The sequence below is a fragment of the Comamonas koreensis genome, assembly GCF_021026195.1.
Lineage (GTDB): Bacteria > Pseudomonadota > Gammaproteobacteria > Burkholderiales > Burkholderiaceae_C > Comamonas > Comamonas koreensis.
Genome location: NZ_JAJNCT010000025.1, coordinates 89,428 through 114,326, shown reverse-complemented (window position 1 = coordinate 114,326; position 24,899 = coordinate 89,428). Strand labels below are relative to the sequence as shown.

General features: G+C 64.4%; 25 protein-coding genes. 8 read left to right on the top strand and 17 right to left on the bottom strand.

Annotation, left to right across the window (positions count from 1 at the left end; all coding sequences use genetic code 11):
- Window positions 1-41 precede the first annotated feature (41 nt).
- Window positions 42-1,598 (bottom strand): ABC transporter permease/substrate-binding protein, encoded by a 1,557-nt coding sequence (locus LPW39_RS18430; RefSeq protein WP_230778555.1) that lies wholly within the window; start codon window positions 1,596-1,598, stop codon window positions 42-44.
- 158 nt (window positions 1,599-1,756) lie between these two features.
- Here LPW39_RS18430 and queA point away from each other — a divergent pair, with 158 nt between their 5' ends.
- Window positions 1,757-2,902 (top strand): tRNA preQ1(34) S-adenosylmethionine ribosyltransferase-isomerase QueA, encoded by a 1,146-nt coding sequence (queA, locus tag LPW39_RS18425; protein WP_230778554.1) that lies wholly within the window; start codon window positions 1,757-1,759, stop codon window positions 2,900-2,902.
- Window positions 2,903-2,998: 96 nt separating this feature from the next.
- On the opposite strand, the gene LPW39_RS18420 is transcribed toward queA, so the two are convergent.
- Genes LPW39_RS18420 through LPW39_RS18405 form a run of 4 tightly spaced genes read right to left on the bottom strand, consistent with a single transcriptional unit; the run spans window position 2,999 to window position 6,797 of the window.
- On the bottom strand, window positions 2,999-3,754 hold the full coding sequence (locus LPW39_RS18420; RefSeq protein WP_230778553.1) for an iron ABC transporter ATP-binding protein: 756 nt from the start codon (window positions 3,752-3,754) through the stop codon (window positions 2,999-3,001).
- A 15-nt stretch (window positions 3,755-3,769) separates the two neighbouring features.
- Complete coding sequence (locus tag LPW39_RS18415; RefSeq protein WP_230778754.1) at window positions 3,770-4,768, bottom strand: iron chelate uptake ABC transporter family permease subunit; 999 nt, start codon at window positions 4,766-4,768, stop codon at window positions 3,770-3,772.
- A 10-nt stretch (window positions 4,769-4,778) separates the two neighbouring features.
- Window positions 4,779-5,810: an ABC transporter permease gene (locus LPW39_RS18410; protein WP_230778552.1), complete on the bottom strand. Its 1,032-nt coding sequence runs from the start codon at window positions 5,808-5,810 to the stop codon at window positions 4,779-4,781.
- A 36-nt stretch (window positions 5,811-5,846) separates the two neighbouring features.
- On the bottom strand, window positions 5,847-6,797 hold the full coding sequence (locus tag LPW39_RS18405; RefSeq protein ID WP_230778551.1) for a siderophore ABC transporter substrate-binding protein: 951 nt from the start codon (window positions 6,795-6,797) through the stop codon (window positions 5,847-5,849).
- Window positions 6,798-7,359: 562 nt separating this feature from the next.
- Between LPW39_RS18405 and LPW39_RS18400 the strand changes: the two genes are divergently transcribed.
- A complete protein-coding gene (locus tag LPW39_RS18400; protein ID WP_230778752.1) occupies window positions 7,360-8,211 on the top strand; it encodes a DMT family transporter in 852 nt (283 codons plus the stop codon).
- An 83-nt stretch (window positions 8,212-8,294) separates the two neighbouring features.
- Here the strand turns inward: LPW39_RS18400 and LPW39_RS18395 are convergent, their stop codons facing one another.
- Together LPW39_RS18395 and LPW39_RS18390 are read right to left on the bottom strand one after the other, a co-directional pair.
- A complete protein-coding gene (locus tag LPW39_RS18395; protein ID WP_230778548.1) occupies window positions 8,295-9,896 on the bottom strand; it encodes a gamma-glutamyltransferase family protein in 1,602 nt (533 codons plus the stop codon).
- Between the two features lie 75 nt (window positions 9,897-9,971).
- The gene (locus LPW39_RS18390) at window positions 9,972-10,961 is read right to left on the bottom strand and encodes a Bug family tripartite tricarboxylate transporter substrate binding protein (RefSeq protein ID WP_230778750.1); all 990 of its coding nucleotides are present in this window, start codon (window positions 10,959-10,961) and stop codon (window positions 9,972-9,974) included.
- Between the two features lie 267 nt (window positions 10,962-11,228).
- Here LPW39_RS18390 and LPW39_RS18385 point away from each other — a divergent pair, with 267 nt between their 5' ends.
- Window positions 11,229-12,158 carry a LysR family transcriptional regulator gene (locus tag LPW39_RS18385; protein WP_230778544.1) on the top strand — a complete coding sequence of 310 codons (930 nt, stop codon included), beginning with the start codon at window positions 11,229-11,231 and terminating at the stop codon, window positions 12,156-12,158.
- A 9-nt stretch (window positions 12,159-12,167) separates the two neighbouring features.
- On the opposite strand, the gene LPW39_RS18380 is transcribed toward LPW39_RS18385, so the two are convergent.
- Entirely contained in the window at window positions 12,168-12,860 is a 693-nt protein-coding gene (locus LPW39_RS18380) for a uracil-DNA glycosylase (RefSeq protein ID WP_230778543.1), read from the bottom strand.
- A 35-nt stretch (window positions 12,861-12,895) separates the two neighbouring features.
- On the bottom strand, window positions 12,896-14,614 hold the full coding sequence (locus LPW39_RS18375) for an enterochelin esterase domain-containing protein (RefSeq protein WP_407928878.1): 1,719 nt from the start codon (window positions 14,612-14,614) through the stop codon (window positions 12,896-12,898).
- Between the two features lie 238 nt (window positions 14,615-14,852).
- Here LPW39_RS18375 and LPW39_RS18370 point away from each other — a divergent pair, with 238 nt between their 5' ends.
- Window positions 14,853-15,245 (top strand): YfeK family protein, encoded by a 393-nt coding sequence (locus LPW39_RS18370; RefSeq protein ID WP_230778541.1) that lies wholly within the window; start codon window positions 14,853-14,855, stop codon window positions 15,243-15,245.
- 29 nt (window positions 15,246-15,274) lie between these two features.
- Here LPW39_RS18370 and trpC read toward each other — a convergent pair whose 3' ends face one another.
- The 8 genes from trpC to gph form a co-directional block, all read right to left on the bottom strand.
- Window positions 15,275-16,075 (bottom strand): indole-3-glycerol phosphate synthase TrpC, encoded by an 801-nt coding sequence (trpC, locus tag LPW39_RS18365; RefSeq protein ID WP_230778539.1) that lies wholly within the window; start codon window positions 16,073-16,075, stop codon window positions 15,275-15,277.
- Window positions 16,076-16,101: 26 nt separating this feature from the next.
- Entirely contained in the window at window positions 16,102-17,133 is a 1,032-nt protein-coding gene (trpD, locus tag LPW39_RS18360; protein ID WP_133855868.1) for an anthranilate phosphoribosyltransferase, read from the bottom strand.
- A 23-nt stretch (window positions 17,134-17,156) separates the two neighbouring features.
- Window positions 17,157-17,816, bottom strand: coding sequence for a LysE family translocator (locus LPW39_RS18355; protein ID WP_230778537.1), 660 nt, complete (start codon window positions 17,814-17,816; stop codon window positions 17,157-17,159).
- Window positions 17,816-18,388: an anthranilate synthase component II gene (locus LPW39_RS18350; RefSeq protein WP_133855870.1), complete on the bottom strand. Its 573-nt coding sequence runs from the start codon at window positions 18,386-18,388 to the stop codon at window positions 17,816-17,818. Before LPW39_RS18350 ends, LPW39_RS18355 begins: the two co-directional genes overlap by 1 nt.
- A 2-nt stretch (window positions 18,389-18,390) precedes the next feature.
- Window positions 18,391-18,720, bottom strand: coding sequence for a chorismate mutase (locus LPW39_RS18345; RefSeq protein ID WP_230778534.1), 330 nt, complete (start codon window positions 18,718-18,720; stop codon window positions 18,391-18,393).
- The gene (gene trpE, locus LPW39_RS18340; RefSeq protein ID WP_230778532.1) at window positions 18,717-20,216 is read right to left on the bottom strand and encodes an anthranilate synthase component I; all 1,500 of its coding nucleotides are present in this window, start codon (window positions 20,214-20,216) and stop codon (window positions 18,717-18,719) included. Before trpE ends, LPW39_RS18345 begins: the two co-directional genes overlap by 4 nt.
- Before the next feature lie 273 nt (window positions 20,217-20,489).
- Window positions 20,490-20,900 carry an adenosylmethionine decarboxylase gene (gene speD, locus LPW39_RS18335; RefSeq protein ID WP_230778531.1) on the bottom strand — a complete coding sequence of 137 codons (411 nt, stop codon included), beginning with the start codon at window positions 20,898-20,900 and terminating at the stop codon, window positions 20,490-20,492.
- 9 nt (window positions 20,901-20,909) lie between these two features.
- Window positions 20,910-21,620 (bottom strand): phosphoglycolate phosphatase, encoded by a 711-nt coding sequence (gene gph / locus LPW39_RS18330; RefSeq protein WP_230778530.1) that lies wholly within the window; start codon window positions 21,618-21,620, stop codon window positions 20,910-20,912.
- 156 nt (window positions 21,621-21,776) lie between these two features.
- Here gph and LPW39_RS18325 point away from each other — a divergent pair, with 156 nt between their 5' ends.
- The 4 genes from LPW39_RS18325 (at window position 21,777) to LPW39_RS18310 (ending at window position 24,848) form a co-directional block, all read left to right on the top strand.
- Window positions 21,777-22,361, top strand: coding sequence for a GspH/FimT family pseudopilin (locus tag LPW39_RS18325; protein ID WP_230778529.1), 585 nt, complete (start codon window positions 21,777-21,779; stop codon window positions 22,359-22,361).
- A 68-nt stretch (window positions 22,362-22,429) separates the two neighbouring features.
- Window positions 22,430-23,059: a type IV pilus modification protein PilV gene (gene pilV, locus LPW39_RS18320; protein ID WP_230778528.1), complete on the top strand. Its 630-nt coding sequence runs from the start codon at window positions 22,430-22,432 to the stop codon at window positions 23,057-23,059.
- Window positions 23,060-23,093: 34 nt separating this feature from the next.
- Entirely contained in the window at window positions 23,094-24,029 is a 936-nt protein-coding gene (locus tag LPW39_RS18315) for a PilW family protein (RefSeq protein ID WP_230778526.1), read from the top strand.
- Between the two features lie 21 nt (window positions 24,030-24,050).
- Window positions 24,051-24,848 (top strand): pilus assembly PilX family protein, encoded by a 798-nt coding sequence (locus LPW39_RS18310; protein ID WP_230778524.1) that lies wholly within the window; start codon window positions 24,051-24,053, stop codon window positions 24,846-24,848.
- Window positions 24,849-24,899 lie beyond the last annotated feature (51 nt).

The window sequence follows — 24,899 nt, the reverse complement described above, 5'->3', positions numbered from 1 at the left end:
ACTGGTTAAAAAAACAGTGCCTGCGCAAGCAGCACGTAGTATCAGCGCCGCACGCGCCGGCGCCGCAGGTAGCGCTCCCAGAGCTCAAACACCAGCTCTGACAGCAAGGCCAGCGCTGCGGCGGGCAAGGCACCGGCCATCATCAACGCGCTGTCGTTCAGCGCCAGGCCGGTCACAATGCGCTCGCCCAAACCGCCGGCGCCAATAAAGGCCGCAATCGTCGCCGTGCCAATGCCGATGGCGCAGGCGGTGCGGATACCCGCCACCACCGTGGGCATCGCAATCGGCAGCTCCACCCAGCGCATGCGTTGCGGCCGCGTCATGCCCAGCGCCGAGCCCGCACTGCGCAGGCCGGGTGACACCTCGGCCAGCCCCGCACAGGTATTGCTCAAGATCGGCAAGATGGAGTAAGCCGTGAGCGCCACCAGCGCCGGCAGGCGGCCTATCACGCCAAACCAGGCAATCAGCACCGCCAGCAGTGCGAGTGATGGAATCGTCTGCAGCACGCCAGCCGCGCCCAGTGCCAAGGCCCTGGAACGCGCATGCGGAAACAGCAGAATGCCGGCAGGCACCGCAATCAGCGCTGCCACGCCCACGGAGATCAGCACCAGCGCCAAATGCTGCGCCGTGAGCCGCCACAGATCAGGCGCCACCAGCCGCGACCACAGCCGGGCGCCAAAGGAGGGCTGGCCGCCAGCCCCTGCATCGGCCGGCGTGGCCGCAGCCGCCTGCGGCGCCCCACCCGCCAGAAATTGTTTGGCAATCTCGGCAAAGCCCAGGCCGTTCAGCTCGGCCTGGGCATTCATGCCGATCATCGCCTCCTCGCTGATCCGGCCCTGCAGCTTTTGCAGAGCCGCCCAGGCGATGGGCTTTTGCTGGGGCAGATCCTGGCGATAGAGCAGCAGCGCGTCATAGCGCGGAAAATAGGCCTGGTCATCTTCCAGCACCAACAGGCCCAGGTGGTCGATCTTGGCATCGGTGGTGTAGATATCCATCACATCGATGTGCTTTTGCGTGATGGCCTCATAGGCCAGGCCATGGTCCAGTCCCTGGGGCTTGGCCTGCAGGCTGTAGCGCTGGGCCAGGCCCGGCCAGCCATCGCCCCGGCCAATGAATTCGTTCGACAGGCCAAAGCGCAGTTCGCTGTGGCGCGCCAGGTCGCTCAGGCTGCGGATACCCAGCTCCTCGGCCTGCTTGCGGCGCATGGCCAGCGCATAGCCATCGTTAAAGCCCAGGGGCACACCGACGGCCAGGCCCAACGGCGCCAGCGCCGCATTCAGCGATGCCAGATCGCTGCCATTGGCATGTTTGGCAATCTCCAGCGCAATGGTGCCGCTGTATTCAGCATAGACATCGATCTGCCCGGATCGCAACGCTTCATAGACGATGGCCGTGTTGCCCAGGCCCTGGCGCACCTGGGTCTTGACCCCGGCGGCCTGCGCTTGCTGCGCCATAATCTCGGCCAGCACATAGGATTCGGTAAAGCGCTTGGAGCCCACGCGCAGGGTTTCCTCCTGCGCAGCCCCGGCAGCAGGAGCCGCGAGGATACCCAGAATCCAGACCAACGCGAAGCTCATCCAGTGGCGAAGATTTTGCATCGGGCCACTATAGCAACTGCGCTGCACAGGCACGTAGGAGGCAGCCCCCAACCGGGCCAAGCCCGCGCAGCCTGCTGCGCCTCTGCCACAGTGGCACAATCGCCCCCTTGTTTTGATCCCTGTGAGCTGCAGGTGTGTTCCGCCTGCATGAGCCAAAGATGACTGCCTTCTCCGGTGCCCGCCGCACATTTCACCTGAGCGATTTCGATTTCGAGCTGCCCGAAGCACTGATTGCCCAACACCCGGCTGCCGAGCGCAGCGGCTCCCGCCTGCTGGATGCGCGTGAGCCTACCTTGGTGGACCGCCGCTTCCACGAACTCCCCGATCTGCTGCAGGCCGGCGACCTGTTGGTCTTCAACGACACCCAGGTGATCAAGGCGCGCATCTTTGGCGAGAAATCCAGCGGCGGCAAGATCGAGCTGCTGATCGAGCGCGTGCTGCAGGACAACGAAGTCGTGGCCCATATGAAGGTCAGCAAGAAGCCGGCCGTGGGCGGCGTGCTGCACATGATGGGCGGCAAGAAGGCTGGCGGCTTTGACGCCACCCTGCTGGGCCGCTGGCCCAATGAGATGGGCGCGCTGTTCCGCCTGCGCCTGACCGGCCCACAGGGCGAATCGCCCTGGGAACTGATGGAGCAGCACGGCCACATCCCCCTGCCCCCTTATATTGAGCGCGAGCAGCAGACCGGCCAGGATCCCAACCAGGCCGAGGACGAGCAGCGCTACCAGACCGTGTTTGCCAAGAACCCCGGCGCCGTGGCGGCCCCCACTGCGGCACTGCACTTTGACGAAAAGGTGCTGGCTGCCTTGGAGGCCAAGGGCGTGGAGCGCGCCAGCGTGACCCTGCATGTCGGCGCGGGCACCTTCCAGCCGGTCAAGACCGAGAACCTCAAAGACCACCAGATGCACAGCGAGTGGTACAACATTCCGCTGCCCACCCTGGCGGCGCTGGAGCGCTGCCGCCTGCGCGGCGGCCGGGTCATTGCGGTGGGCACCACCACCGTGCGCACCCTGGAATCCTGGGCCCGCACCGGCCAGCTCTCGGACGACACCAATATCTTCATCACCCCCGGCTTCCCGTTCCGCGTGGTGGACATGCTGGTCACCAACTTCCACCTGCCCAAGAGCAGCCTGATGATGCTGGTCAGCGCCTTTGCCGGCTATGAGCACATCATGGGTCTGTACCGGCACGCCATCGCGCAGGAGTACCGCTTCTTCAGCTATGGCGACTCGATGCTGCTGCAGCGCATGATGGAGCCGGTCGCTGCCGATGCGGCGACGGACCAGCCGATGGCCGCGTCCTGAGGCTTTTGTCGGGCAGGCGCTGCTTGGCTTCTCGGCGCGAGGGTCGCAGTGCACGCGGCGGCGGCCGCCCGCCGCCTGCCTTGGCAAACCCTGCGGTCAGAAATAGTCGCAGAAGCGCCGGCCGCCCACCTCATGCACCTGCACGGGGATTTCATACAGGTCGCTGAGCACCTCGTCGCGCACCACCCGCTCGGGCGGGCCTTCGCAGTACAGCGCGCCGGCCTTCATCGCGATGATGTGGTCGGCATAGCTGGCGGCAAAGTTGATGTCGTGCAGCACCACCACCACGGTCTTGCCGGCATCCTGCACCGCCTGGCGCAGCAGCTTCATCATGCCCACGGCATGGGCCATGTCCAGGTTGTTGAGCGGCTCGTCAAACAGGATGTAGCGCGTGTTCTGGCACAGCACCATGGCGATGTAGGCGCGCTGGCGCTGGCCGCCCGAGAGCTCGTCCAGAAAGCGCTCGCTGAGCGGCTGGAGCTTCAAGTAGTTCAGCGCCGCATCCACATGCACGCGGTCCTCTTCGGTCAGCCGGCCCTTGGAATGCGGAAAGCGGCCAAAGGCCACCAGGTCGCGCACCGTCAGGCGCAACGCGCTTTGGTTGTCCTGGCGCAGGATGGCCATCACGCGCGCCAGCGCATCGCTGGCGGTGGTGGTAATGTCCTGGCCCTCGATGCGCACGCTGCCGGAGGTCATCGGCATCAGCCGGCTGATCAGGGACAGCGCCGTGGATTTGCCCGCGCCGTTGGGCCCGATGATGGCGGTCAGTTGCCCTTGGGGAATGCGCAGGCTCACATCGTGCAGCACCGTCGTGGTGCCATGGGTCTTGCGCAGCTTGTCGGTTTCAATCATGGCTGGTCACTGCGCTCAGCTCTTGGCTTTGCGCACTAAGAGATAAATAAAGGTCAGTCCGCCCAGGAACTCCACTACGATGGACAGCGAGGTATTGAAGCCAAACAGGCGCTCCAGCACCATCTGGCCGCCCACCAGCAACAGGCCACCCAGCAGCACCGAACCGGCCAAGGTGTAGCGGTGCTGGTGGCTGTGCATCAGCTGGTAGGCCATATTGCTCACCAGCAGGCCAAAAAAGGTCACCGGCCCGACCAGCGCGGTCGAGATGGACACCAGAATGGCCACCACCACCAAGACGCCCATCACCGAGCGCTGGTAGTTCACGCCCAGGTTGATGGCCACCTCGCGCCCCAGCGCCAGCACATCGAGCAGATGGCGCTGGCGCCAGACCCAGACGCCCACCAGCGCAATCGCGGGCAGCGACAGCAGCAGCAAGGGCAGCGAGACGGTGTTGAAGTTCGCAAACAAGCGGTCCTGCAGCACGGTGAACTCATTGGGGTCCATCACGCGCCAGACGAAGTTGTTGAGGCTGCGAAAAAAGATGCCCGCCACAATGCCCACCAGCAGCAACAAATGCAGGTTGCTGGCCTGGCCCCGGAACAGCCAGACAAACAGGCTGGTCGACAGCAGCACCATCAGCCCCACGTTCATGCCAAAGCGCGACAGCTCGGGGATCTGCATGGCCGCCACCCCCAACGTAAAGGCCAGCACCGACTGGATCAGCTGGAACAGCGCGTCAAAGCCCATCACCGCCGGCGTCAGGATGCGGTTGTTGGTCACCGTCTGGAACAGCACGGTGGACACGCCGATGGCAAAGGCCACCGTCCACATCGTTGCCAGCTTCTTGCCACGCAAGGGCAGCACAAAGCTCCACTCGGCCTGCACCTGGCTGGTCATGAAGTAGAGGCTGGCCAGCAGCGCCAGCGCCAGCAGCAGCCACAGGCGCCGCGCTGGTGTGCCCAGCCAGGAGACGGGTGCAGGTGCAGGCGCCGCTGCGGAGGGCGAGGTAGACAAAGTGTTCATCTCAGCCCCCCATGCGCTTGCGGCGCGACAGCAGCAGCGCCAGGAACATCGCACTGCCCAGCACCCCCATGACGGTGCCGATCGGTATTTCGTAGGGCGCGATCACCACGCGCCCGATCAGGTCGCAGGCCAGCGCCATCAAGGCCCCCGCCCAGGCCACCCAGAGCACGGATTTGCGCACGTTGTCGCCCACCACCAGGCGCACCAGGTTGGGCACGATCAGGCCGACGAAGGGAATGATGCCGACGGTGACGATCACCGAGGCGGTGACAACCGCCACCACCAGCACGCCCTGCGCCACCAGGCGCTTGTAGTTGAGCCCCAGGTTGGTGGCAAATTCCTGCCCCATGCCGGCCACCGTGAATCGGTCGGCCGCCAGCATCGCCAGCACCGTGATGCCCAGCGACAGCCAGAGCATTTCATAGCGGCCCTGCACGATGGCCGAGAAATCGGCCGTCATCCAGGAGCGCGCCGCCTGCATCAGGTCAAAGCGGTAGGCGATGAACGTGGTGGCCGATTCGATCACGCCCGACAGCACCAGGCCGACCAGGGGCACGATCAGCGCCGAGCGCAGCCGTATGCGGCGGAGCACCGCCAAAAACAAGGCCGTGCCCGCCAATGCAAACACTGCCGCCAGCCCCATCTTGCCGAACACCGGCATATCGGGCCACCACAGAATGCCGATCAGCATGCCCATGCCCGCCGACTCCGCCGTGCCCATCGTCGTGGGCTCGACATAGTGGTTGCGCGCCAGCATCTGCATCAGCAGACCGGCCACCGCCATCGCACTGCCGGCCAGCAGCAGCGCCAGGGTGCGCGGCACGCGGCTGGCCACCAGCACCTGGGTGGCCAGGTCATCGTCGTTGTGGGAGAACAGGCGCAGCAAGGTCGTCACCGACACATCGCTGACGCCCACCAACAGGCTGATAAAGGCCAGCAGCGCCAGCAAGGCGATGGCTGGCAGCACAAAAGCCAGCGGGCGCAGCGCAAGGCCGCGCCCGCCGCGTGGCGCTTTCTCAATCGTGGTTGTCATGCTGTGGCTCGCAACAGGGGCTGGCTCAGCAAGCGATTAAGCCTTGGAGAAGGCGTTGATCAGCTGCGTCACATCGTCATGCAGCGAGCCGGGGCTGGCATTGCCCAGCAGGTACCAGTTGGCCGAGTTCAGGTAGACGATCTGCTTTTTCTTGGCCGCCTTGGTGGCGTTGACCAGCGGGTTGTCCAGCAACTTGGCGGCCGATGCGCCTTCGCGGCCAATGGCGGCATCGCGGTCCAGCACAAACAGCCAGTCCGGGTTGGTCTTGAGGATGAACTCGAACGAGATCGCCTGGCCGTGGCCAGCCACCTTGATGTCCTTGTTCGCGGCCGGGATGCCATAGACATCGTGCAGCATGCCAAAGCGCGAGCCAGGGCCATAGGCGCTGAGCTTGCCGCCATTGGTCATCACCATCAGGCCGGTGCCCTTGTTGGCTGTCAGGCCCTTGAGCTTGTCGATATCGGCCTGCATCGCGGCCATCAGGGTTTGGGCCTGGGCCTCGTTGCCGACCATCTCGCCCAGGATCTTCAAGTGCTTGAAGGCGCTGGCCACCGGCTGGGTGTTGTCCACCGTCAGGTCCAAGGTAGGCGCAATCTTGGCCAGCTCGGCCACCTTGGCGGCCGAGCGGCCACCGGCAACGATCACATCGGGCTTGAGGCCCTTCACTACTTCGTAGTTGGGCTCAAACAGGCTGCCAATGCGGACATAGTCCTTGCTGGCGTACTGCTCCAACACCGGAGGGAACTTTACCACCTCCGGCACACCCTTGACCTCAGCGCCCAGCGCGCGCAGGCAGTCGAGCGCGGCCAGGTCAAACACCAGGATGGTCTTGGGCTTGACCGGAATCTGCACCGTGCCGCCCGCTTGCTGCACCGCCAGGGTCTGCTGCGCCAGTGCAGAACCTGCCGCCCAGGGCAAGGTCACCAGGGCACCCAGTTGCAGCAGCGACTGGCGGCGGTTGACGGTGGAGCGAGCGGAGCGCGACATGGAACATCCTTTGGTCGGAAAGCTGGCAGCCCCTGCATGCACCCGACCCAAGACCGTATCGCTACTCTCTTCTTGTGCCCGCACCTCAAGCCCCAGCGGTTGATGGAATGGAAACTTCGCCTGATGGATGCCAAGCTGTAGCGCCCGGAGGCTTTACAGAGCTGACACATTTGCGAATCGTTCTCATTTGAATGGTAACACGCAGTTTTGTTCCCCTCGGTAGAAGGCGGGTACAAACCCGGAGACGCATCTGGCAGCCTCCCGACTGTCACTGATTGGACAGCCGGGCATGAAAACTGCAGTCGCTGCGCCACGCGGGTGCCTGCAACCGGCTGCAGCTTTCTACAATGGAGCCACACCCCGCCAGCCCTTCGACTCCGCAGGAGACCGGCCGCCCCAGGGTGACTTTGCCCGCGTGACTCCCCCGACAGCCCCTGACCCTGCCTTGGCCCTGCCTGCCAGAGGCCTGATGCATTCCCCTGCCCTTGCACCGGACAGCGCCAGCCGCGTGCCCGAGACCCCCAGCACCCCTGCACCGCGCCGCCCCGGCCAAGGCTCGGCAATGACGGGCATTGTGCTGACGGTGCTGGCCTGTGCCTGCTTTTGCCTGCTCGATACCGGCTCCAAGTACGCGGGTGCGCTGCTCCCGCTGCTGATGGCGCTGTGGCTGCGCTACATGCTGCAGTCGGTTTTCACCGTCGGCTGGGGCGTCTACCAGTACGGCGCAGGCGTGTTCCGCACCACGCATCCGCGTTTTCAGATTGCCCGCGCCGCGCTGTTTTGCAGCAGCAATGCCTGCGCGATGATGAGCCTGCGCTACCTGCCGCTGGCCGAATTCACCGCCGTCGTCGCGATGACGCCGCTGGCGATGACCCTGGTGGCCGCCCTCTGGCTCAAGCAGCCCGTCAGCCCGCTGCGCTGGGTGCTGGTGGCCATGGGCTTTCTGGGCACCGTGGTCATCATCCGCCCGGGCAGCGCCAATTTCAGCGGTGGCGCGCTGGTCTGGCCAGCGCTGCAACTGGCGGCCAACACCGCCTACCAGATCGTCAGCAGCCAGATGGCCGGCAAGGAGCGGCCCGTCACCACCCAGATCTACACCAGCCTGCTGGCCCTGGTGCTGACCAGCGCCAGCCTGCCCTGGTTCTGGCAGATGCCCACGACGACGGCCCTGTGGCTGGCGGCGCTGGCCATGGGCGTGGGCAGCACCATTGGCCACCTGATGCTGCTCAAGGCCTATGAGCATGCCAAGCCGGCCACGATCTCGCCCTTCCTTTACAGCCAGATCCCTTTTGCCGTGTTCTCCGGCTGGTTGCTCTATGGCCATATCCCCGACCACTGGGCGGTGCTCGGCATGGTCGCGATTGCGCTGGGCGGGGCGCTCAGCGCCTGGCTGTCGGTGCGCGAATCGCGCTGATCCCGGCGGGCCCAGACCGACGCAAAAAAGCGCCACCGACACAAGTCCGGTGGCGCCCTGGGTGTGTTGGATCTAGCTGCGCGTCAGTAGGCGACCGCCTGGCCGTCTTTGCGCGGATCGGAGCCGGCCACATAGTGCGCGCCTTCACGCAAAATCAACTGCGCACCGCCAAAGGCGAACACGCCATGGCCTTCTTCGATGCTCACTTCATGGCCCAGCGCACGCAGCGCTTCAATCACCTGCGGGTCAAAGCCCAGCTCGACGGAGACCTGGTTGCCACCGGTCACGCGCCAGCGCGGTGCGTCTGCAGCGGCTTGGGGGTTCTGGCCATAGCGCAGCACGCGCACGGACATCTGCACATGGCCCTGGCTTTGCATCGGGCCACCCATCACGCCAAAAGCCATCTGCGGGGTGCCATCGGCATGCATCGCAAAGGCGGGGATGATGGTGTGCGAAGGGCGCTTGCCCGGCGCCACCTGGTTGGCATGGCCCGCCTCGGTGGTGAAGCCGGCGCCCCGGTTTTGCAGGCTGATGCCGGTGCCCGGCACCACCACGCCCGAGCCAAAACCCATGTAGTTGGACTGGATGAAGGACACCATCATGCCGCTCTCGTCGCAGGCCGTCAGGTAGACCGTGCCGCCCGGCTTGGGCGCACCGTAGCTGGCAACGCTGGCCTTGCTGCGGTCGATCAACTTGGCGCGCTCGGCCAGGTAGGCCGGGTTCAGCAGGTCTTGCTGGGGGTGGACGCGCATATGGTCGATATCGGCGTTGTACTCGGCCAGGTCGGCCAGCGCCAGCTTCATCGCCTCGATCTGCAGGTGCACGGTCTCGGCACTGTCGAGCGGCTGGTCGCCAATGCCGATGGCATCGAGCAGGCCCAGCGCGATCAGCGCGGCAATGCCCTGGCCATTGGGCGGAATCTCATGCACCACCGAGTCGCCAAAGGGCTGGGCCACCGTGCCCACCCAGTCGCAGCGGTGGGCGGCCAGGTCCTCGACCGTCATCACGCCGCCGTTGGCCTGGCTGTGGGCCGCCATCTTTTGCGCCAGCGCGCCCCGGTAAAAGGATTCACCCAGGGTCTCTGCAATCTCTTCCAAGGTGCGGGCATGGGCCTCGCTTTGGAACCAGCTGCCCGCCTGCGGTGCTTGGCCGTCGGGGGCAAAGCATTCCTTGAAACCGGGCTGGTCGCCCAGCTTGGCCAGGCCCAGTGCCCAGAGCTTGGCAATCGTCGGTGACACCGCAAAGCCGTGGCGCGCATAGTCGATCGCCGGTTGCGCCACTTGCGCAAAAGGCAGCTTGCCAAAGCGCTTGGACAGCTCCACCCAGCCCGAGACCACGCCGGGCACGGTGACCGCGTTCCAGCCCTTTTCAGGGATGCCGCCGAGCTTGTCGAAGTACCCCGGCGTCCAGCCGGCCGGGGCGCGGCCCGAGGCGTTCAGGCCATGCAGTTCTTGGCCGTCCCAGACAATCGCGAAAGCATCGCTGCCAATGCCGCAGCCCGTGGGCTCCACCACCGTCAAGGTCATCGCTGCGGCCAGCGCCGCATCCACCGCATTGCCGCCTGCTTGCAGCATGCGCAGGCCCGCTTGCGCGGCCAGCGGTTGCGAGGTGCTCACCACATTGCGGCCCAGTACGGGCGAGCGCTGCGAGGCATAGGGCTGGGCCCAGTCTTTCACGGTTGTCATGTCTTGTCTTTCTGAATGCAAACGAGATGGCAGCCGGGGCGGCAACTAGCGCCCCGGTCTTTGTGGTGGCAAGGCTTATTCGAGCGTGATGTGGTTGTCCTGGATCACCTTGGCCCAGCGGACGCTGTCGGCCTTCACCAGGTCCGCAAACTGCGCAGGCGTACCAGGCTTGGCCACATCGGCGCCCAGCTTGGCCAGGCTGGCCACCACATCAGGATTTTGCATGGCCTTGTTGAAGGCGGCATTGATCTTGGCGGTCAGCTCGGGCTTCAGGCCCGCAGGCGCATAGACGCCAAACCAGGTCACCGACGAGTAACCGGGCAGGCCGGATTCAGCCACCGTGGGCAGCTGGGGCGCGAGCTGGGTGCGCTCGGCGCTGGTCACCGCCAGCGCACGCAGGCGGCCGCTGGCCACATGGGGCATGCCGGTGGGGATGGAGTCAAACAGCATATGCACCTGGCCGGTGGCCAGATCACTGATCGACTGGGCCGTGCCCTTGTAGGGCACATGGGTCAGGGTGATGCCCGCCTGGGCCGCAAAGGCCGCAGTGTTCAGGTGCACGATGGTGCCATTGCCGCTGGTGGCGTAGTTCAGCTTGCCGGGGTTGGCCTTGGCATAGCTGATCAGCTCCTGCACGGTCTTGACCGGCAGCGAGTTGGTCACCAGCAGCACGCTGGCGGCATCGGCCACATGGGCGATCGGCGTGAAGTCCTTGTCCGCACGGTAGGCCAGCTTGGGCATCAGGTGCGGCGAGATCGCATGGGTGCTGCTGGTGGTGAACAGCAGGGTGTAGCCATCGGCACTGGCCTTGGCGGCCTCGGCCGTGCCGATGGTGCCACCCGCGCCCGGGCGGTTGTCGATCACCAGCGACTGGCCCAGCTCCTGCGACACCTTTTGCGCCACCACGCGGGCCACCAGATCGGTCGCGCCGCTGGGCGGAAAGGGCACGATGACGCGGATCGCGCGCTCAGGCCATTGGCCGCCCTGCGCAGCGGCAAACGGAGACAGCACAGCCAGCGCCGTGCCAGCCACCAGGCCGGCGAGCAGTGGCCGGCGGCCGGGCATACGAGAGAGAAGAGAAGAGGTAGTTGGCATGGTGGTAAGCGTGTTGCAAAACATCTGCGAAGCACTCTGCGCTTGTGGCGCGGGCCAGAACAACCGGTTCTTATGCGCCCATGGCGGGTGTGCCATGCGCGCGAGGGCAAAGGCGCCTGCGTGAAGCCTTGCATATTAAAAGCCTGTGACAAGCGACACCACCACCGATTTGGCAAGGTACGTTTGCCGATACGGCAATGGGTTTATGCTTAGACCATTCATTTGCGCAATACCACCATGCCCAACCGCCCACCCACACACCTACAGGACACCGCGCTGCGCTACTTCCACGAGGTGGTGCAGTGCGGTTCGGTCAGCGCCGCATCCCTGCGCCTGCATGTGGCCAGCTCGGCCGTCAGCCGCCAGATCAGCGGGCTGGAGGCCCAGCTGGGCACGGCGCTATTCGAGCGCCATGCGCGGGGCATGCAGCCCACGGCGGCCGGGCAGATCCTGGCCGAGCTCGCGCGCCGCATCAGCCTGGATGCCGAACAGGCCATCGAAGCCATCCATGCACTCGACAGCCTGCGCGCCGGCCTGGTGCGCATCGCCACCTCGGATGCCTTTGCCAATGAGCTGCTGCCCCAGGCCTGCGTGGCCTTTCAGCGCCGCCACCCGGGCCTGCGCTTTGAGGTGAGCATGGTGCCGACCTTGCAGGTCTCGGCCAAGCTGCTGGCCGGCGAGGCCGATATTGGCCTGCGCTTCAGCATGTCCCCGCTCAAGAACATTGCGGTGGTGCACCGGCAAAGCGCGCCGGTGCTGGCGGTGCTGCCGCCCGGGCATGTGCTGGCAAGCCAGGCATCGCTCACGCTGGCCGAGCTGGCCCGGCATCCGCTGGCCTTGCCACCGGCCGAGACGGCGATCCGCCAGATGATCGACCTGGCCTGCAGCCGCCAGGGCCTGCAGCTGGACCCGGTGCTGACCACCAACCATGCCAAGACCTTGCTCAATTTTGCGGTGCATGGCGGCGGTGTCACCGTCTCCAGCGAAGTGGGGGTGCGCCATATGCTGGCAGCGGGCAGCCTGGTCGCCCGCCCCTTGACCGATGCCGGCCTGGACCTGCGCGACATCGAAGTGCAAACCCTGGCGGGCCGCCAGCTGCCCGCCGCCGCCCAGGCCTTTTTAGGGCTGCTGGTGCAGGAGCTGCAGGCGCTGCCGGGCCCGCGTTAAGCCCCGGTTTTACAGACCCAGCTGCTTGCGAAACGCCTGCGCCTGGCTGAAATGCCCATTGCCGATGAATGGCACCGGCGGGCGCAGCGCCGACAGCGGCGAGGGGTGGTTGCTGGTCAGCACCAGATGGCCCCGGTCCTGCGGGATCAGCGCGCGCTTGCTTTGCGCATGGTTGCCCCAGAGCATGAAGACCACCGGCTTGTCCCCTTCGGCCACCTGGCGGATCAGCGCGTCGGTGAGCAGCTCCCAGCCCTTGCCGCTGTGGCTGGCGGCCTGGCCCTCTTCCACCGTCAGGCAGGTGTTGAGCAGCAGCACGCCATGGGTGGCCCATTTGACCAAGCTGCCGCCCGGATCGGGAAAAGGCGGGAACGGCACGCCCAGGTCGCGCTGCATCTCCTTGAAGATGTTCTGCAGCGATGGCGGCAGGCGCACGCCGGAGGCCACGGAAAAAGCCAGGCCCTCGGCCTGGCCGCGACCATGGTAGGGGTCCTGCCCCAGGATGACGACGCGCACGCTCTCGGGCGGGGTCAGGCGCAGCGCGCGCAGCGGCTCAGGCGGGAAGATCACCGCGCCGGCGTCCAGGCGCTGCTGCAGGTACTGCGACAGCTGCTGGCCCTTGGGGCTGTCAAAGAATTGGTCCACCGTGGCTTGCCAACCGGCAGCCACCTGGTGGTCATGGAGCGCTTCAGATGTCAGTTGCATGCCCGCATTGTGCACGCTGCGCGGGCGCCTATCAGTTATCGCCCTCTGCACTCCGCCTGTAGCTTGGACAGTGCAGCCGGATGGAGCAGCGCCACCAGCCCGCAGGCGATGGAGCCCTGCCAGTGCACATAGTCGTGGCCCGTGCTGTGCTCTCGCTGGGTCACGCGGTAGCCCTTGGCCCGCAGCACATCGCCGAGCTCACGGCTGGTTTCCAGAATGCCGGCCTGGCCGCCGCGTGCGCTTTCGTAGAGGCCCGCATCCAGGTAAAAGCGGACATCCTTGCGGGGGGCGGCCGCCCACCAGCGCGCCATCGCATTGGGTGCTTCGGCCTCCGGCGCCCACCAGTAGGAGCCAGACAGGCTCAGCACATTGCCAAAGCGCTCCGGATGGCGCAGCGCCATATAGCTCGATGCCAGGCCGCCATAGCTGGAGCCGGCAATCACCGTGCGCGCAGCGGGCACATCCAACCCTTGCGTGGCCAGCCAGGGCATCAGCTGCAGGCCCATGAAATCGGCAAATGCGGGGTTGGGCGGCAGCTCGGTATTGCGCAGCTCGCTGCTGGCATTGGCCACCAGCACCACGGCCGTGGCGGGGATCAAGCCCTGCGCCTGCAGCCGCTCGACAATCTGCGGCGTGGGCACCTGGCGCAGATAGGCATGGGCATCGAACAGCACCAGCAAGGCGCGCAGCTCCGGGGCGGCCTGGGCCCAGCCCGCAGGGCGGTAGATCCAGACATCGCGGCCATTGCCCAGGGCCGCCGAATGCAGCCAGTGGCGCTGCAGATCGCCTGGCAACGGCCCGTTGGCCGGCTGCGACCAGGGCTGCGCCGGCGCATCGGGCAGCTGCAGTACCGAGCGGCCCTGGTAGTGGTCCACCGCTGCAGCGCCATCGTCCGACGCGGCCCAGCTGCGCGGGTTCAAGGGGTCGCGTTGCAAGGTGGCCAAAATGCTGCGTCGCTGCTCGATCGCCGTGCCTTCGATATTGGGCACATCGGGCGCCATGCCATAGCTCAGGCGCGCATCGCTGGGCATCACAAAGCTGCTCCACCAGACATCCGAGTTGCCCAGGCGCTGCAACGATTCATGGTTGCCCGAGGGGCTGCCAAACAGGCGCACGCTGTGCTGCGCGCCGCGCCACAGAAAGCTCACCAGCCGTTCCTTGTCGCTCCAGGGTTCCACCAAGGGCGTGCCGCGCTGGGCCATTTCTTGCCAGAATGTATCGCTGCTGCCGCCACCTTCCAGATCGCGCGCCAGGGCCTGCAGGCGCGGGCTTTGCAGCGGCTTGTTGGGCAAGGCCACCGACTGGTCGGCGCGCGGGGCCCAGGCGCGTTGGATCTCCAGGCGGTAATGTCCGGCAGTCGCCTGCGCGGGCAGCTGGCCGGCCTCGGCGTTGCTGCTGGCATAGGCCACTGCTGGCTGGGCATTCCAGTGCAGCAACAACTGCTGGCCCGCCTGGACCTGCCAGGTAAAGCCCTCCCCCACGCCATCGCTGCGCAGCAAGCGGCGCAAATGCCGGCCTGCTGCATCTTGCAGATCCAGCTGCACACCACTGCCATCCACCTCCGCGCGCACCACGCTGCCGGCGGGCAGCTGCTGGGCGTCGAGCTGCCAGCGCTGCTCTGCGCCAGGGGCCAACTGGCCTTTCACCGTTTGCCCGATGCGCAGCAGCTGCGCAGGCGCTGGGCGCTCGGGTGCGCTGGCACAGCCGCCCAGCACGGTCAGCCCCAGCGCTGCACTGGCAGCGAGCCCGCGCATACGCGATGGTGGTAGGACAAAGGCGCTGGGCGCTTGGGGGGCATGGCGATCATGGATACTCATGGACAAACAATGGCAAACAGGCCGGCGGACCCTGCTGCGCATGGGGCCGCTGGCCGGATAGGAAGGGATAGGGGCGAAGAAAAACCCATTTCTGAAATTTAGAAATGGGAATTATTCGCAATTGATACTAGCACAGCGCCTGCGCTGCCAAACCCACCACACTGCTTGACGCGCTATGCCCCATCAACGATACCCCTGGACCCAGGCCCTGGCGGCAGCCTTTTTGCTGTGCAGCCTGGCAGCCGGCGCGCAGACCGCCAGCAGCGACACCAGCACCACCGAGCGCGAGATTCATGCGCTGTTCCAGGCCTTGCAGCAGTCGGGCTGTGAATTTGCCCGCAATGGCCAGTGGTACAGCGCCAGCGAGGCCAGCGCGCATTTGCAGCGCAAGTACAGCTACCTGCAAAAAAGGGCATTGGCGCCCACGGCTGAGGACTTTATTGCGCGTGCTGCCAGCCAAAGCAGCATGTCGGGCAAGCCCTATCTGGTGCGTTGCCCGGGCCAGCCGGAAGTGCGCAGCCAGCCCTGGTTTGAGAGCCAGCTGGCCAAGGTACGCGCGGCGCAGTAGCAGCATTGCGCCGCTACGAATAGACAGCTTTAAGCGAACAGCTTGGCCAGCGCGTCGCCCGGCTCATCGGCGCGCATAAAGGCCTCGCCCACCAGGAAGGCGTGGATGCCGGCATCGCGCAAGGTCTTCACGTCTTCCGGGCTGGCAATGCCCGATTCGGTCACCAGCAGGCGGTCCGCAGGCACCTGTTTTTGCAGATCCAAGGTGGTCTGGATGCTGACTTCAAACGTGCGCAGATCGCGGTTGTTGATGCCGATCAGCGGCGTCTTGAGCTTGAGCGCACGCTCCAGCTCGGCGCCATCATGCACCTCAACCAGCACGGCCATGTCCAGGCTGCGCGCGATCTGCTCCATCTCGGCCATCTGGGCGTCGTCCAGGCAGGCGGCGATCAGCAGCACGCAGTCGGCGCCCATCGCACGCGATTCATAGATCTGGTAGGGATCGACCATGAAATCCTTGCGCAGCACCGGCAGCAAGGTGCTGGCGCGGGCCTGCTTCAGATAATCAGGCTCGCCCTGGAAGAACTGGCGGTCCGTCAGCACCGACAAGCAGGCAGCGCTGGTCTTGCCATCGCCCACCATGTAGCTCTGGGCAATGTCGGCCGGGTCAAAATCGGCACGGATCACGCCCTTGCTGGGGCTGGCCTTTTTCACCTCGGCGATCACCGCGGCCTGGCCCTGGGCGATCTTGGCGCGCAGTGCGCCGACGAAGTCACGGGTCAGCACACGGCTTTCGGCATCGCGGCGCATCACCTCGAAGGGGCTGCGTTTCTTGGCCTCGGCCACTTCAATGACCTTGGCCTCACAGATTTTTTTCAGAATATCGGACATTTTTTTTCCTTGGTTGGGAGGCCGGCTCAGGCGGCGAGTTGGCGCGTCAGGGCCACCAGGTCCTGCAGCTTTTGCAAGGCCGCACCGCTGTCAATCGCGGCGCGGGCGCGCTGCAGGCCGTCTTCGATCGAGCTGGCCACATTGGCCGCATAAAGTGCGGCACCGGCATTGAGGCAGACGATATCGCGTGCAGGGCCTTGCTCGCCTTGCAGGATGCCCATCAGCATGGCCTTGGACTGCTCGGCATTGTCCACGCGGAAGGCGCGCGTGCCCACCATTTGTATACCAAAGTCTTCCGGATGGATCTGGTACTCGCGCACCACGCCGTCCTTGAGCTCGCCTACCAGGGTGCTGGCGCCCAGGCTGATCTCGTCGAGGCCATCGCGGCCATAGACGACGATGGCATGCTCGGCGCCCAGGCGCTGCAGCGCGCGCACCTGGATACCGACCAGGTCTTCGTGGAAGACGCCCATCAGGATATTGGGCGCGCTGGCCGGGTTGGTGAGCGGGCCCAGGATGTTGAAGATGGTGCGCACGCCCAGCTCCTTGCGGACCGGGGCCACGTTCTTCATCGCCGGGTGGTGGTTGGGCGCAAACATGAAGCCGATGCCCACCTCGGCAATGCTGCGGGCGATCTGCTCGGGGCTCAGCTGGATGTTGACGCCCAGCGCTTCCATCGCATCGGCACTGCCCGATTTGCTGGAGACACTGCGCCCGCCATGCTTGCTGACCTTGCCGCCGGCAGCGGCAATGACAAACACCGAGCAGGTGGAGATGTTGAAGGTGTTGGCACCATCGCCACCGGTGCCGACGATGTCGACCAGGTGCTGGCGATCGGCCACATGGACCTTGTTGGAGAACTCGCGCATCACCTGGGCGGCAGCGCTGATCTCGCCAATGGTTTCCTTCTTGACGCGCAGGCCCGTCAGGATCGCGGCGGTCATCACCGGGGAGAGCTCGCCCTGCATGATCATGCGCATCAGGTGCAGCATCTCGTCGTGGAAGATTTCGCGGTGCTCGATGGTGCGCTGCAGCGCTTCTTGGGGAGTAATCGACATGGAGTTTCTCGCTGTATTTGGGGTCAGGCGCCAGGCTTGTCGGTCAGCGCCAGCTTGAGGCCAAAGCCAATGAACATGGCGCCGGCCGTGCGGTCCAGCCAGTGCAGCCGCTGGCGCAGCCAGCCGGCGCGGCGGGCCATGCCGGCACCCATCCAGACCCAGAGCACATTGACGGGGATGGCGTTCAGGTTGAAGAGCAGGCCCAGCGCGGCAAAGGCCAGGCTCTTGTGGGCGTAGTCGGCGGCGATGAACTGCGGAATAAAGGCCAGAAAGAAGATGGCGACCTTGGGGTTGAGCACGTTGGTCCAGAAGCCGCCCCAGAAGATGCGTGCCAGGCTGCTGCCCGTCTCGGTCAATCCCGGAGCGTTATCTGCAGGCGCCATCAGCTTGCTATTGTTTTTGCTGCGCAGCATCTGCACACCCATCCACAGCAGATAGGCCGCGCCCAGCCACTTGAGCACGCTAAAGGCGGTGGCCGAGGCTGCCAGCAGCGCGCCCACACCCAAGGCAGCAGCGGTCACATGCACCATGCAGCCGGCGGTGATACCGGCGCTGGCCACCAGGCCGGCACGCCAGCCCTGGCGCGCTGCATGGCTGAGCATGTAGAACACGTCCGGGCCCGGGGTGAGGTTGAGCAGCCAGCCAGCTGCCATGAACATCAGCAACTGGTGCAGCTCGATCATCAGCGCTGCTCCAGAAAGTTCTTCAGCATGGCGTGGCCATGCTCGGTGAGGATGCTCTCGGGGTGGAATTGCACGCCCTGGATCGGCAGGCTCTTGTGGCGCACGCCCTGGATTTCGCCATCTTCACTGGTGGCGGTCACTTCCAGGCAATCGGGGCAGCTGCTGCGCTCGATCACCAGCGAGTGGTAGCGGTTGACGGTGAATTGCGCAGGCAGATCGGCAAACACGCCTTCTTGCGTGGTCGTGATCACGCTGGTCTTGCCATGCATTTGCTGCACGGCCCGCACCACCTGGCCGCCAAAGGCCGCGCCGATGGCCTGGTGGCCCAGGCACACGCCCAAAATCGGCAGCTTGCCGGCAAAGTGCTGGATCGCCGCGATGGAGATACCGGCTTCGGCCGGCGAGCAGGGACCGGGCGAGATGACCAGCCAATCGGGCTGGTGGGCGGCGATGGCCTCGAGCGAGGTTTCGTCATTGCGCACCACCACGACCTCGACCCCCAACTCACCGAAGTACTGCACGATGTTGTAGGTGAAGCTGTCGTAGTTATCGACCATCAACAGTTTTTTCATCGTCACTCCCGGGGTTTTCCGCCGGCTTGCAAGCGGGCCAGTTCGCGGTGTTCGTAGGCGATATAGGCCTCCATCATCGCGCGGTAGATGGCCTCGATCACATCGGGCTGGCCACCTTCCAGCGCAGCGCGTTCGCGCACGCGGCTGACGATGGTCTCGATGCGCTCTTCATCACGCACCAGTTCGGGGTTGTTCTTGACCTTGGCGGCCTGGGTCATGTAACCGCCGCGCTCCACCAGCAGGGGCACCAGGATGTCGTCGAGCGCATTCACATTGCGGCGCACATCGGCCATGGTGTTGCAGTCTTCTACTTTGTCGATAGCGCGGGTCATTCCAGTCCTTCTTCAACGAGTTCAGCAGCGCGCAGCAGTGCGCGGGCCTTGTGTTCGGTCTCTTTCCATTCCAGCTCGGGCACCGAGTCGGCGACCACGCCGGCTGCCGCCTGCACATAGAGCATGCCGTCCTTGATGACGCCGGTGCGGATCGCAATGGCCAGGTCCATGTCGCCGGCAAAGCTCAGGTAACCGCAGGCGCCGCCATAGATGCCGCGCTTGACCGGTTCGAGCTGGTCGATGACTTCCATCGCATGCACCTTGGGCGCACCCGACAAGGTGCCGGCCGGGAAGGTGGCCTTGAGCACGTCCATGCTGGTCATGCCATCCTTGAGGATGCCCTCGACATTGCTTACTATGTGCATCACATGGCTGTAGCGCTCTACCGCAAAGGCCTCGGTCACCTTGACGGAGCCGGTCTTGGCAATGCGGCCGATGTCGTTGCGTGCCAGGTCGATCAGCATCACATGCTCGGCGCGCTCCTTGGGGTCGTTCACCAGCTCCAGCTCGGTGGCCTTGTCTTTCTCAGGCGTTGCAGCGCGTGGGCGGGTGCCGGCCAGGGGGCGGATGGTGATCTTCTGCCCTTCCTCGACCTGCTCCTGGCGCACCAGGATCTCGGGGCTGGCCCCCACCACCTGGAAATCCCCAAAGTGGTAGTAGTACATATAGGGGCTGGGGTTGAGCGAGCGCAGCGCGCGGTACAGCGACAGCGGGTTCTCGGTGTAGCGCTTCTGGATGCGCTGGCCCACCTGCACCTGCATGAAATCGCCGGCGGCAATCATCTCCTTGGCCTCCAGCACGGCCTGGAGGTAATCGGCCTTGGCAAAGCTGCGCTCGGACGGGTAGCTGTCTCCGGCCTTGATCTGCGGCACGCTGACCGAGTAGCGCAGCTGCTCCTTGAGCTGGCGCACGCGCTTCTTGGCCTTGGAATAGGCCTCGGCCTCGGCCGGGTTGGCGTAGACGATCAGGTAGAGCTTGCCCGAGAGGTTGTCGATGACGGCAACCTCTTCGCACTGCAGCAGCAGGATGTCGGGCGTGCCCAGGGTGTCGGGCGGGCAGCTGTTTTCGAGCTTTTTCTCGATATAGCGCACCGCGTCATAGCCAAAATAGCCGGCCAGACCGCCGCAAAAGCGCGGCAGACCAGGCGACAGCGCGACCTTGAAGCGTTTTTGGTAATCAGCAATGAAATCCAGCGGATTGCCCGCATGGGTCTCGACCACCTGGCCATCGGTTACGACCTCGGTGCGGGCATCGGCACCAAAGCCGCTGGCGCGCAGCAGGCTGCGGGCTGGTAAGCCGATAAAGCTGTAACGGCCAAAACGCTCGCCTCCGACCACGGATTCGAGCAGAAAGCTGTGCTTGCCATCGTCATGCGTGTGGCAGAGCTTGAGGTACAGGGAGAGAGGGGTTTCCAGATCCGCAAACGCTTCTGCGACGAGAGGAATGCGGTTGTAGCCTTGGTTGGCCAGACTTTTGAATTCGAGTTCGGTGATCACGAAGAACCATCCCCAGCTTGAGCAGCGCACGCTGGATGTGTGCGTATCGTGCGCTGCAGTTCATCTTTGGTGGACTGGTCTTGCAACCAGCCCTCGGGCGCACGCTGGGGCGTGTTACCCAGCGGCAATCAAACAGGCATAGATACAGGCTTACGCCAGGGCCAAGCTCCCCGGTCGGAACGACCTGTAATGACTGCGTGATGGATGAACATGGCGCCTAGTGTAGCAAACGAAACCACAAACTACAGTTTAAAAACCAGAAAACCGGGGATTTCAGCGCGGCAAGCCCGCAGCCGCCCCTGGCCCCGCCTGCAGACTGCCCCGCTGCAGCCGCTGGTGCTGGCAGCGCCTGGGCTGCAGAGCAGCCACCAGGCTATCGACGACCTGCTGCGCCTTGGCCGAGTTGTCGCCAGAGAAATTGCAGACATAGACATCGAGCGTGACATGGCCCAGCTCCGGCCAGGTGTGGATGGCCACATGCGACTCGGCCAGCAAAACCACGCCGGTAACACCACCGGGTTGGCCGTTGTGGCCGGGAAACGGCACCCAGCTGTCATGCATGCGCGTCAGCCCCGCATCGGCCACTGCCTGGTTGCACAGCGCAGCCAGCGCCTGCGCATCGACCAGCCAGGCCGCCGGGCACTGGCAGTCATACAGATCGGCGGTCAGGTGCAGTCCGTCCACCGAGCTGCCTCAGGCTTGCAGCTCGCTGAGCGCATCCACATAGCCGGCCGCAGCCACCTGGCGGATCGGCTGGCCGTGGTTGTAGCCATAGCTGACCAGCACCACCGGGCAGCCGGCGTTGTGCGCCGCCTCGGCATCGTTGCTGCTGTCGCCCACCATCAAGGTCAAGGCCGGTTTGCTGCCCAGCGCCTCGCAGGTCTTGAGCAGCGGCAGCGGATCGGGCTTCTTTCGCTCGAAGGAATCGCCACCAAACACATGGTCAAAATAGTCGCGCAAGCCCTTGGCGCGCAGCAGCGGCTCGGCAAAGGACAGCGGCTTGTTGGTGAGGCAGGCCATCTTCAGCCCCTTGGCGCGCCATTGCGCCAGCCCCTTCTCCACTCCGTCATACACGCGGGAGAAGCGCCCATTGATGGCCAGGTAGTGGTGCTGGTAGCGCTCCCAGGCCTGCGCGTAGCGGTTGTCGATCTCGGTAGCCGGCACGGGCTGGCCGCTCGCTTGGTGCACCTGGGCCAGCACATGGGTCAGCACCGCGCGCAGCAAATGCTCCGACCCCTTGCCCACCATCGGTTCAATGGTCTGCACATCGATCGCCGGCAGCTGCAGATCCGCCAGCATGCGGTTGAGCGCCTCGGCAAAGTCCCCCATGGTGTCGACCATGGTGCCGTCGAGGTCGACGATGACGGCTTCGCAGCGCTGCAAGGTTTTGTTCACATCAGTCATTACAGATTCTTTTGGACCACCCGGTGATTGTGCCGCAGATCACTTTGCATCCCATTTACGGAGGCATATCTGCAGGCGATGCCGCTCATCGACCGCGTGCAGCCACTCGTCGCCCAGCTGCCGCGATCGCCAATCTCCTACCTATGATCCGGCTTTATGAAACATGGGCAATGGTCACTGCTGCGTCGGACATCCGGCTTTACTGCTATCGAGCTTCTGGTGGTGATCGCCATTGTGGCAATTCTCGCGTCACTGGCAGCGCCCAGCTTTAAGGGTTTGACTGAGCGCTGGCGCGTACGCAGTGCGATTGAGGATCTGCAATCCACCTTGTATTACGCCCGCTCTGAGGCCATTCGGCGCGCGGGCAATGTGGTCATTGTGAAAAAGGCCGACGGCGGCGGCTGCACCAATGCTGGCAGCGATGCCCAATGGGGGTGTGGCTGGTTGGTGTTTGTTGACACCAACCGGGATGGATCGCAGAGCGGCACTTCAGAAATCACACTGCAACAAACCAGTGCGCCGACACGCACCGAAATGGAGATCAGCAGTGCGGGCACCACCATGAACGCCATGATCAGTGTCGACCGCTGGGGACATTTCAGTAATAACGCTGCACAGACCTTCGTCTTTCGGGCTTGGCCGCAAGGATCGAGCAGCAGTGACTCTGCAGCCTCCGCGCTTTGTATCGAGCCCGGTGGTTTGATCAAACGCCTGAACTCCGGCGCCGCAGATTGCCCTTGACCATGCAATTGCCATCGATACGCGGTCCACGGTCGCCCCTGACAAGCCCAGATACAGAAAGAAGTCCTATGCGCAGATTGACGAGAAGCTCTGCAACGCAGCGCAGCCAGCGCGGCATCAGCTTGCTGGAGTCACTGATCGCCCTGGTGGTCGCAGCCCTGGGCATCTTGGGTATCGTGGGCGTTCAGCTGCGCACCCTCAGCGACACGCAGACCAGCGTGCGCCGAGAACAGGCGATCCGGCTCATCGAAGACCTGAGTGAGCGCATGAAGGTCAATCCCAATGCGATGGCCAATATGAGCAGCTATCTCAGCGATTGGGACGATACCCCCACCCCCAGCAAAATATGTAGCACCGCCGTTTGCACCGGAGCGGAACTCGCCGTCTACGATGTTTCGCAGTGGAAAGCATTTGTCAGCAGAGCATTGCCGTTGGGCGATGCCAATCTCTTCACGTCCGCAGGCGAAGATGTCGCCGCCAACCGCCGTCAGTTAGGCGTGATGATCCGGTGGCGAGAAAACGAGAGAAAAGGCGCCGACAGCGACTACCGTTCCGCTATCAATGCCGCCGCGGACAGCGGGGCCGCCGTCAGCTGCGGCGAAGGCTACACCTGCCACCTGCAGTACATCCCCGTCAGTGCCCGCTGCGCGCCTTATAAAGGCACCAGTACCGCCCGTTTCTTCTGCCCTGGGACTTGATATGCACACCAAAATAAAAACGGGTTTGCGCAGCATGCAAGCAGCAAATCTGGGCAAGGCCCCCCAACCCAAGCGCCAAAACGGAATCACCCTGGTGGAGCTGATGGTCGGCGTCGCCATCGGTTTGATGGTGGTCGCGGTCGCCGGTGGCGCGCTGATGGTCTCGCGCAGCACCTCGGGAACCGTCAGCGACGCGAGCCAGCTGCAGCAGCAGGCAGGTTACGCCTTCCGCGTCATTGGCCAACAATTGAGGCAGTCGGGCTCGCTCTACCTCAACCTCAATGCTACCAAGAATGCCAGCACCGACATTGACCGGTATGCGCTGCCGGTGGCTTTCGAGGCCAAGGCCACCTCATCAGACCCGGACCGGAATTTTTCCCCCGCCACTGACACCATCAACGGCACAGACACCACGCTCACCGTCGGCTACCGGCGCTACAAGGAACCGGTGTACCCCATCAGCGACACATCTCCAGCCACGCAATCTCTGTCTAGGGATTGTCAAGGCGGGCCACAAGATTTGGACACAGCAGACAACAACAGCTTTATGCGAATTTCCAGCGCATTCGCACTCAACACCAACAACCTGGTCTGCACGGGAACGTCGGGTACAACCCAGCCGGTGATTGGCAACGTCGCCAACTTCAGAATCCGCTATCTGCGCATGACCGACATCGCCAGCGGCGCACCCAAAATCCAGTACGTCAATGCGGCAGGAGTCGGTACCAATTGGGGACAAGTCACCGGCGTGGAAGTCTGCCTCGTGCTTTATGGCACCGAGCGCATGAACCTGCCCTCCACGTCCAGCTATACCGACTGCGACGGCACCACCGTGGTTGGCTACACCAGCGCCGACGCAACCGATATGAGCGGCAACGCCATTGGCGCAGATCGCGCCCAACGCCTGCACATGGTGTTTCGCAGCGTCTACCAATTGCGCAGCCAGGGGCTGATCGGCAATGTGCTGTAACCCGAACCAAGAGCCCTAACCATGCAAGGCAGATTCTTCATTCGCGACCAACGCCCACCGCGCCGCCAGCAACGCGGCGTAGCCCTGTTCGTCGTCATCATCTTTGTCATGCTGTCCATGCTGCTGGCCCTGTGGTCGGCACGCACCTCGCTGTTTGGAGAGATGCTCGTCGGCAATGATGCAGACTACCAGCGTGCCTTTGAGGCAGGGCAGGCGCTGCTGCAGGATGCGGAGCTGGATATCCGCAACGAAAACGCGGACGGTTCGGTGTGCAGCGGTACCGGCGATGTCTGCCGTCAGAGCACCGCAGACCAGATCCCGCTGGAAGCGCCCTCCGTCGGCAAACTGCTGGCCACGCTGGACAGCCAAAGCTACAAGTGCCGCAACGGCCTGTGCACCAAACGCCAAGGCAACCAGGATTTCTGGAACAACAGCGATGCCGATCGCGGCGTCACCTTGGCACAGATGACCAGCACCCCCACCGGCGGTGCACCCGTCGGTGCGCGCTATGGTCAGTACACCGGTGCCAAGCTGGGCAATGCCAGCAACCCGGCCAACCCCATTCTTGCAGACCGCAGTGCTGCCAACCGCGGCGGCTGGTACTGGATTGAGGTGCTGCCCTACGACGAGAGCAGTAAGAACTCCAATCTGATCGTGGCAGAAGACGGAGATGGCAACAGCATGGTGGCCAACAATTTTCTGCCCCTCAATCTGGTCCCCAATGTGGTCTACCGCATCACGAGCCTGGCATATGGCCGTAAACCCAACACCCAGGTGGTATTGCAGCAGACCTACGCGCGGCAAAGGCTTAAGGACTGAGCATCCTCACTTTGACGCTTGAACCACCAGACATGGGCCATTGCGCCAGTA

Bases quoted from the DNA above. Each gene is read 5' to 3' on its own strand.
- LPW39_RS18430 (WP_230778555.1), bottom strand. From the start codon at position 1,598: ATGCAAAATCTTCGCCACTGGATGAGCTTCGCGTTGGTCTGGATTCTG.
- queA (WP_230778554.1), top strand. From the start codon at position 1,757: ATGACTGCCTTCTCCGGTGCCCGCCGCACATTTCACCTGAGCGATTTC.
- LPW39_RS18420 (WP_230778553.1), bottom strand. From the start codon at position 3,754: ATGATTGAAACCGACAAGCTGCGCAAGACCCATGGCACCACGACGGTG.
- LPW39_RS18410 (WP_230778552.1), bottom strand. From the start codon at position 5,810: ATGACAACCACGATTGAGAAAGCGCCACGCGGCGGGCGCGGCCTTGCG.
- LPW39_RS18405 (WP_230778551.1), bottom strand. From the start codon at position 6,797: ATGTCGCGCTCCGCTCGCTCCACCGTCAACCGCCGCCAGTCGCTGCTG.
- LPW39_RS18400 (WP_230778752.1), top strand. From the start codon at position 7,360: ATGACGGGCATTGTGCTGACGGTGCTGGCCTGTGCCTGCTTTTGCCTG.
- LPW39_RS18395 (WP_230778548.1), bottom strand. From the start codon at position 9,896: ATGACAACCGTGAAAGACTGGGCCCAGCCCTATGCCTCGCAGCGCTCG.
- LPW39_RS18390 (WP_230778750.1), bottom strand. From the start codon at position 10,961: ATGCCCGGCCGCCGGCCACTGCTCGCCGGCCTGGTGGCTGGCACGGCG.
- LPW39_RS18385 (WP_230778544.1), top strand. From the start codon at position 11,229: ATGCCCAACCGCCCACCCACACACCTACAGGACACCGCGCTGCGCTAC.
- LPW39_RS18380 (WP_230778543.1), bottom strand. From the start codon at position 12,860: ATGCAACTGACATCTGAAGCGCTCCATGACCACCAGGTGGCTGCCGGT.
- LPW39_RS18375 (WP_407928878.1), bottom strand. From the start codon at position 14,614: ATGCGCGGGCTCGCTGCCAGTGCAGCGCTGGGGCTGACCGTGCTGGGC.
- LPW39_RS18370 (WP_230778541.1), top strand. From the start codon at position 14,853: ATGCCCCATCAACGATACCCCTGGACCCAGGCCCTGGCGGCAGCCTTT.
- trpC (WP_230778539.1), bottom strand. From the start codon at position 16,075: ATGTCCGATATTCTGAAAAAAATCTGTGAGGCCAAGGTCATTGAAGTG.
- trpD (WP_133855868.1), bottom strand. From the start codon at position 17,133: ATGTCGATTACTCCCCAAGAAGCGCTGCAGCGCACCATCGAGCACCGC.
- LPW39_RS18355 (WP_230778537.1), bottom strand. From the start codon at position 17,816: ATGATCGAGCTGCACCAGTTGCTGATGTTCATGGCAGCTGGCTGGCTG.
- LPW39_RS18350 (WP_133855870.1), bottom strand. From the start codon at position 18,388: ATGAAAAAACTGTTGATGGTCGATAACTACGACAGCTTCACCTACAAC.
- LPW39_RS18345 (WP_230778534.1), bottom strand. From the start codon at position 18,720: ATGACCCGCGCTATCGACAAAGTAGAAGACTGCAACACCATGGCCGAT.
- gph (WP_230778530.1), bottom strand. From the start codon at position 21,620: ATGACTGATGTGAACAAAACCTTGCAGCGCTGCGAAGCCGTCATCGTC.
- LPW39_RS18325 (WP_230778529.1), top strand. From the start codon at position 21,777: ATGAAACATGGGCAATGGTCACTGCTGCGTCGGACATCCGGCTTTACT.
- pilV (WP_230778528.1), top strand. From the start codon at position 22,430: ATGCGCAGATTGACGAGAAGCTCTGCAACGCAGCGCAGCCAGCGCGGC.
- LPW39_RS18315 (WP_230778526.1), top strand. From the start codon at position 23,094: ATGCAAGCAGCAAATCTGGGCAAGGCCCCCCAACCCAAGCGCCAAAAC.
- LPW39_RS18310 (WP_230778524.1), top strand. From the start codon at position 24,051: ATGCAAGGCAGATTCTTCATTCGCGACCAACGCCCACCGCGCCGCCAG.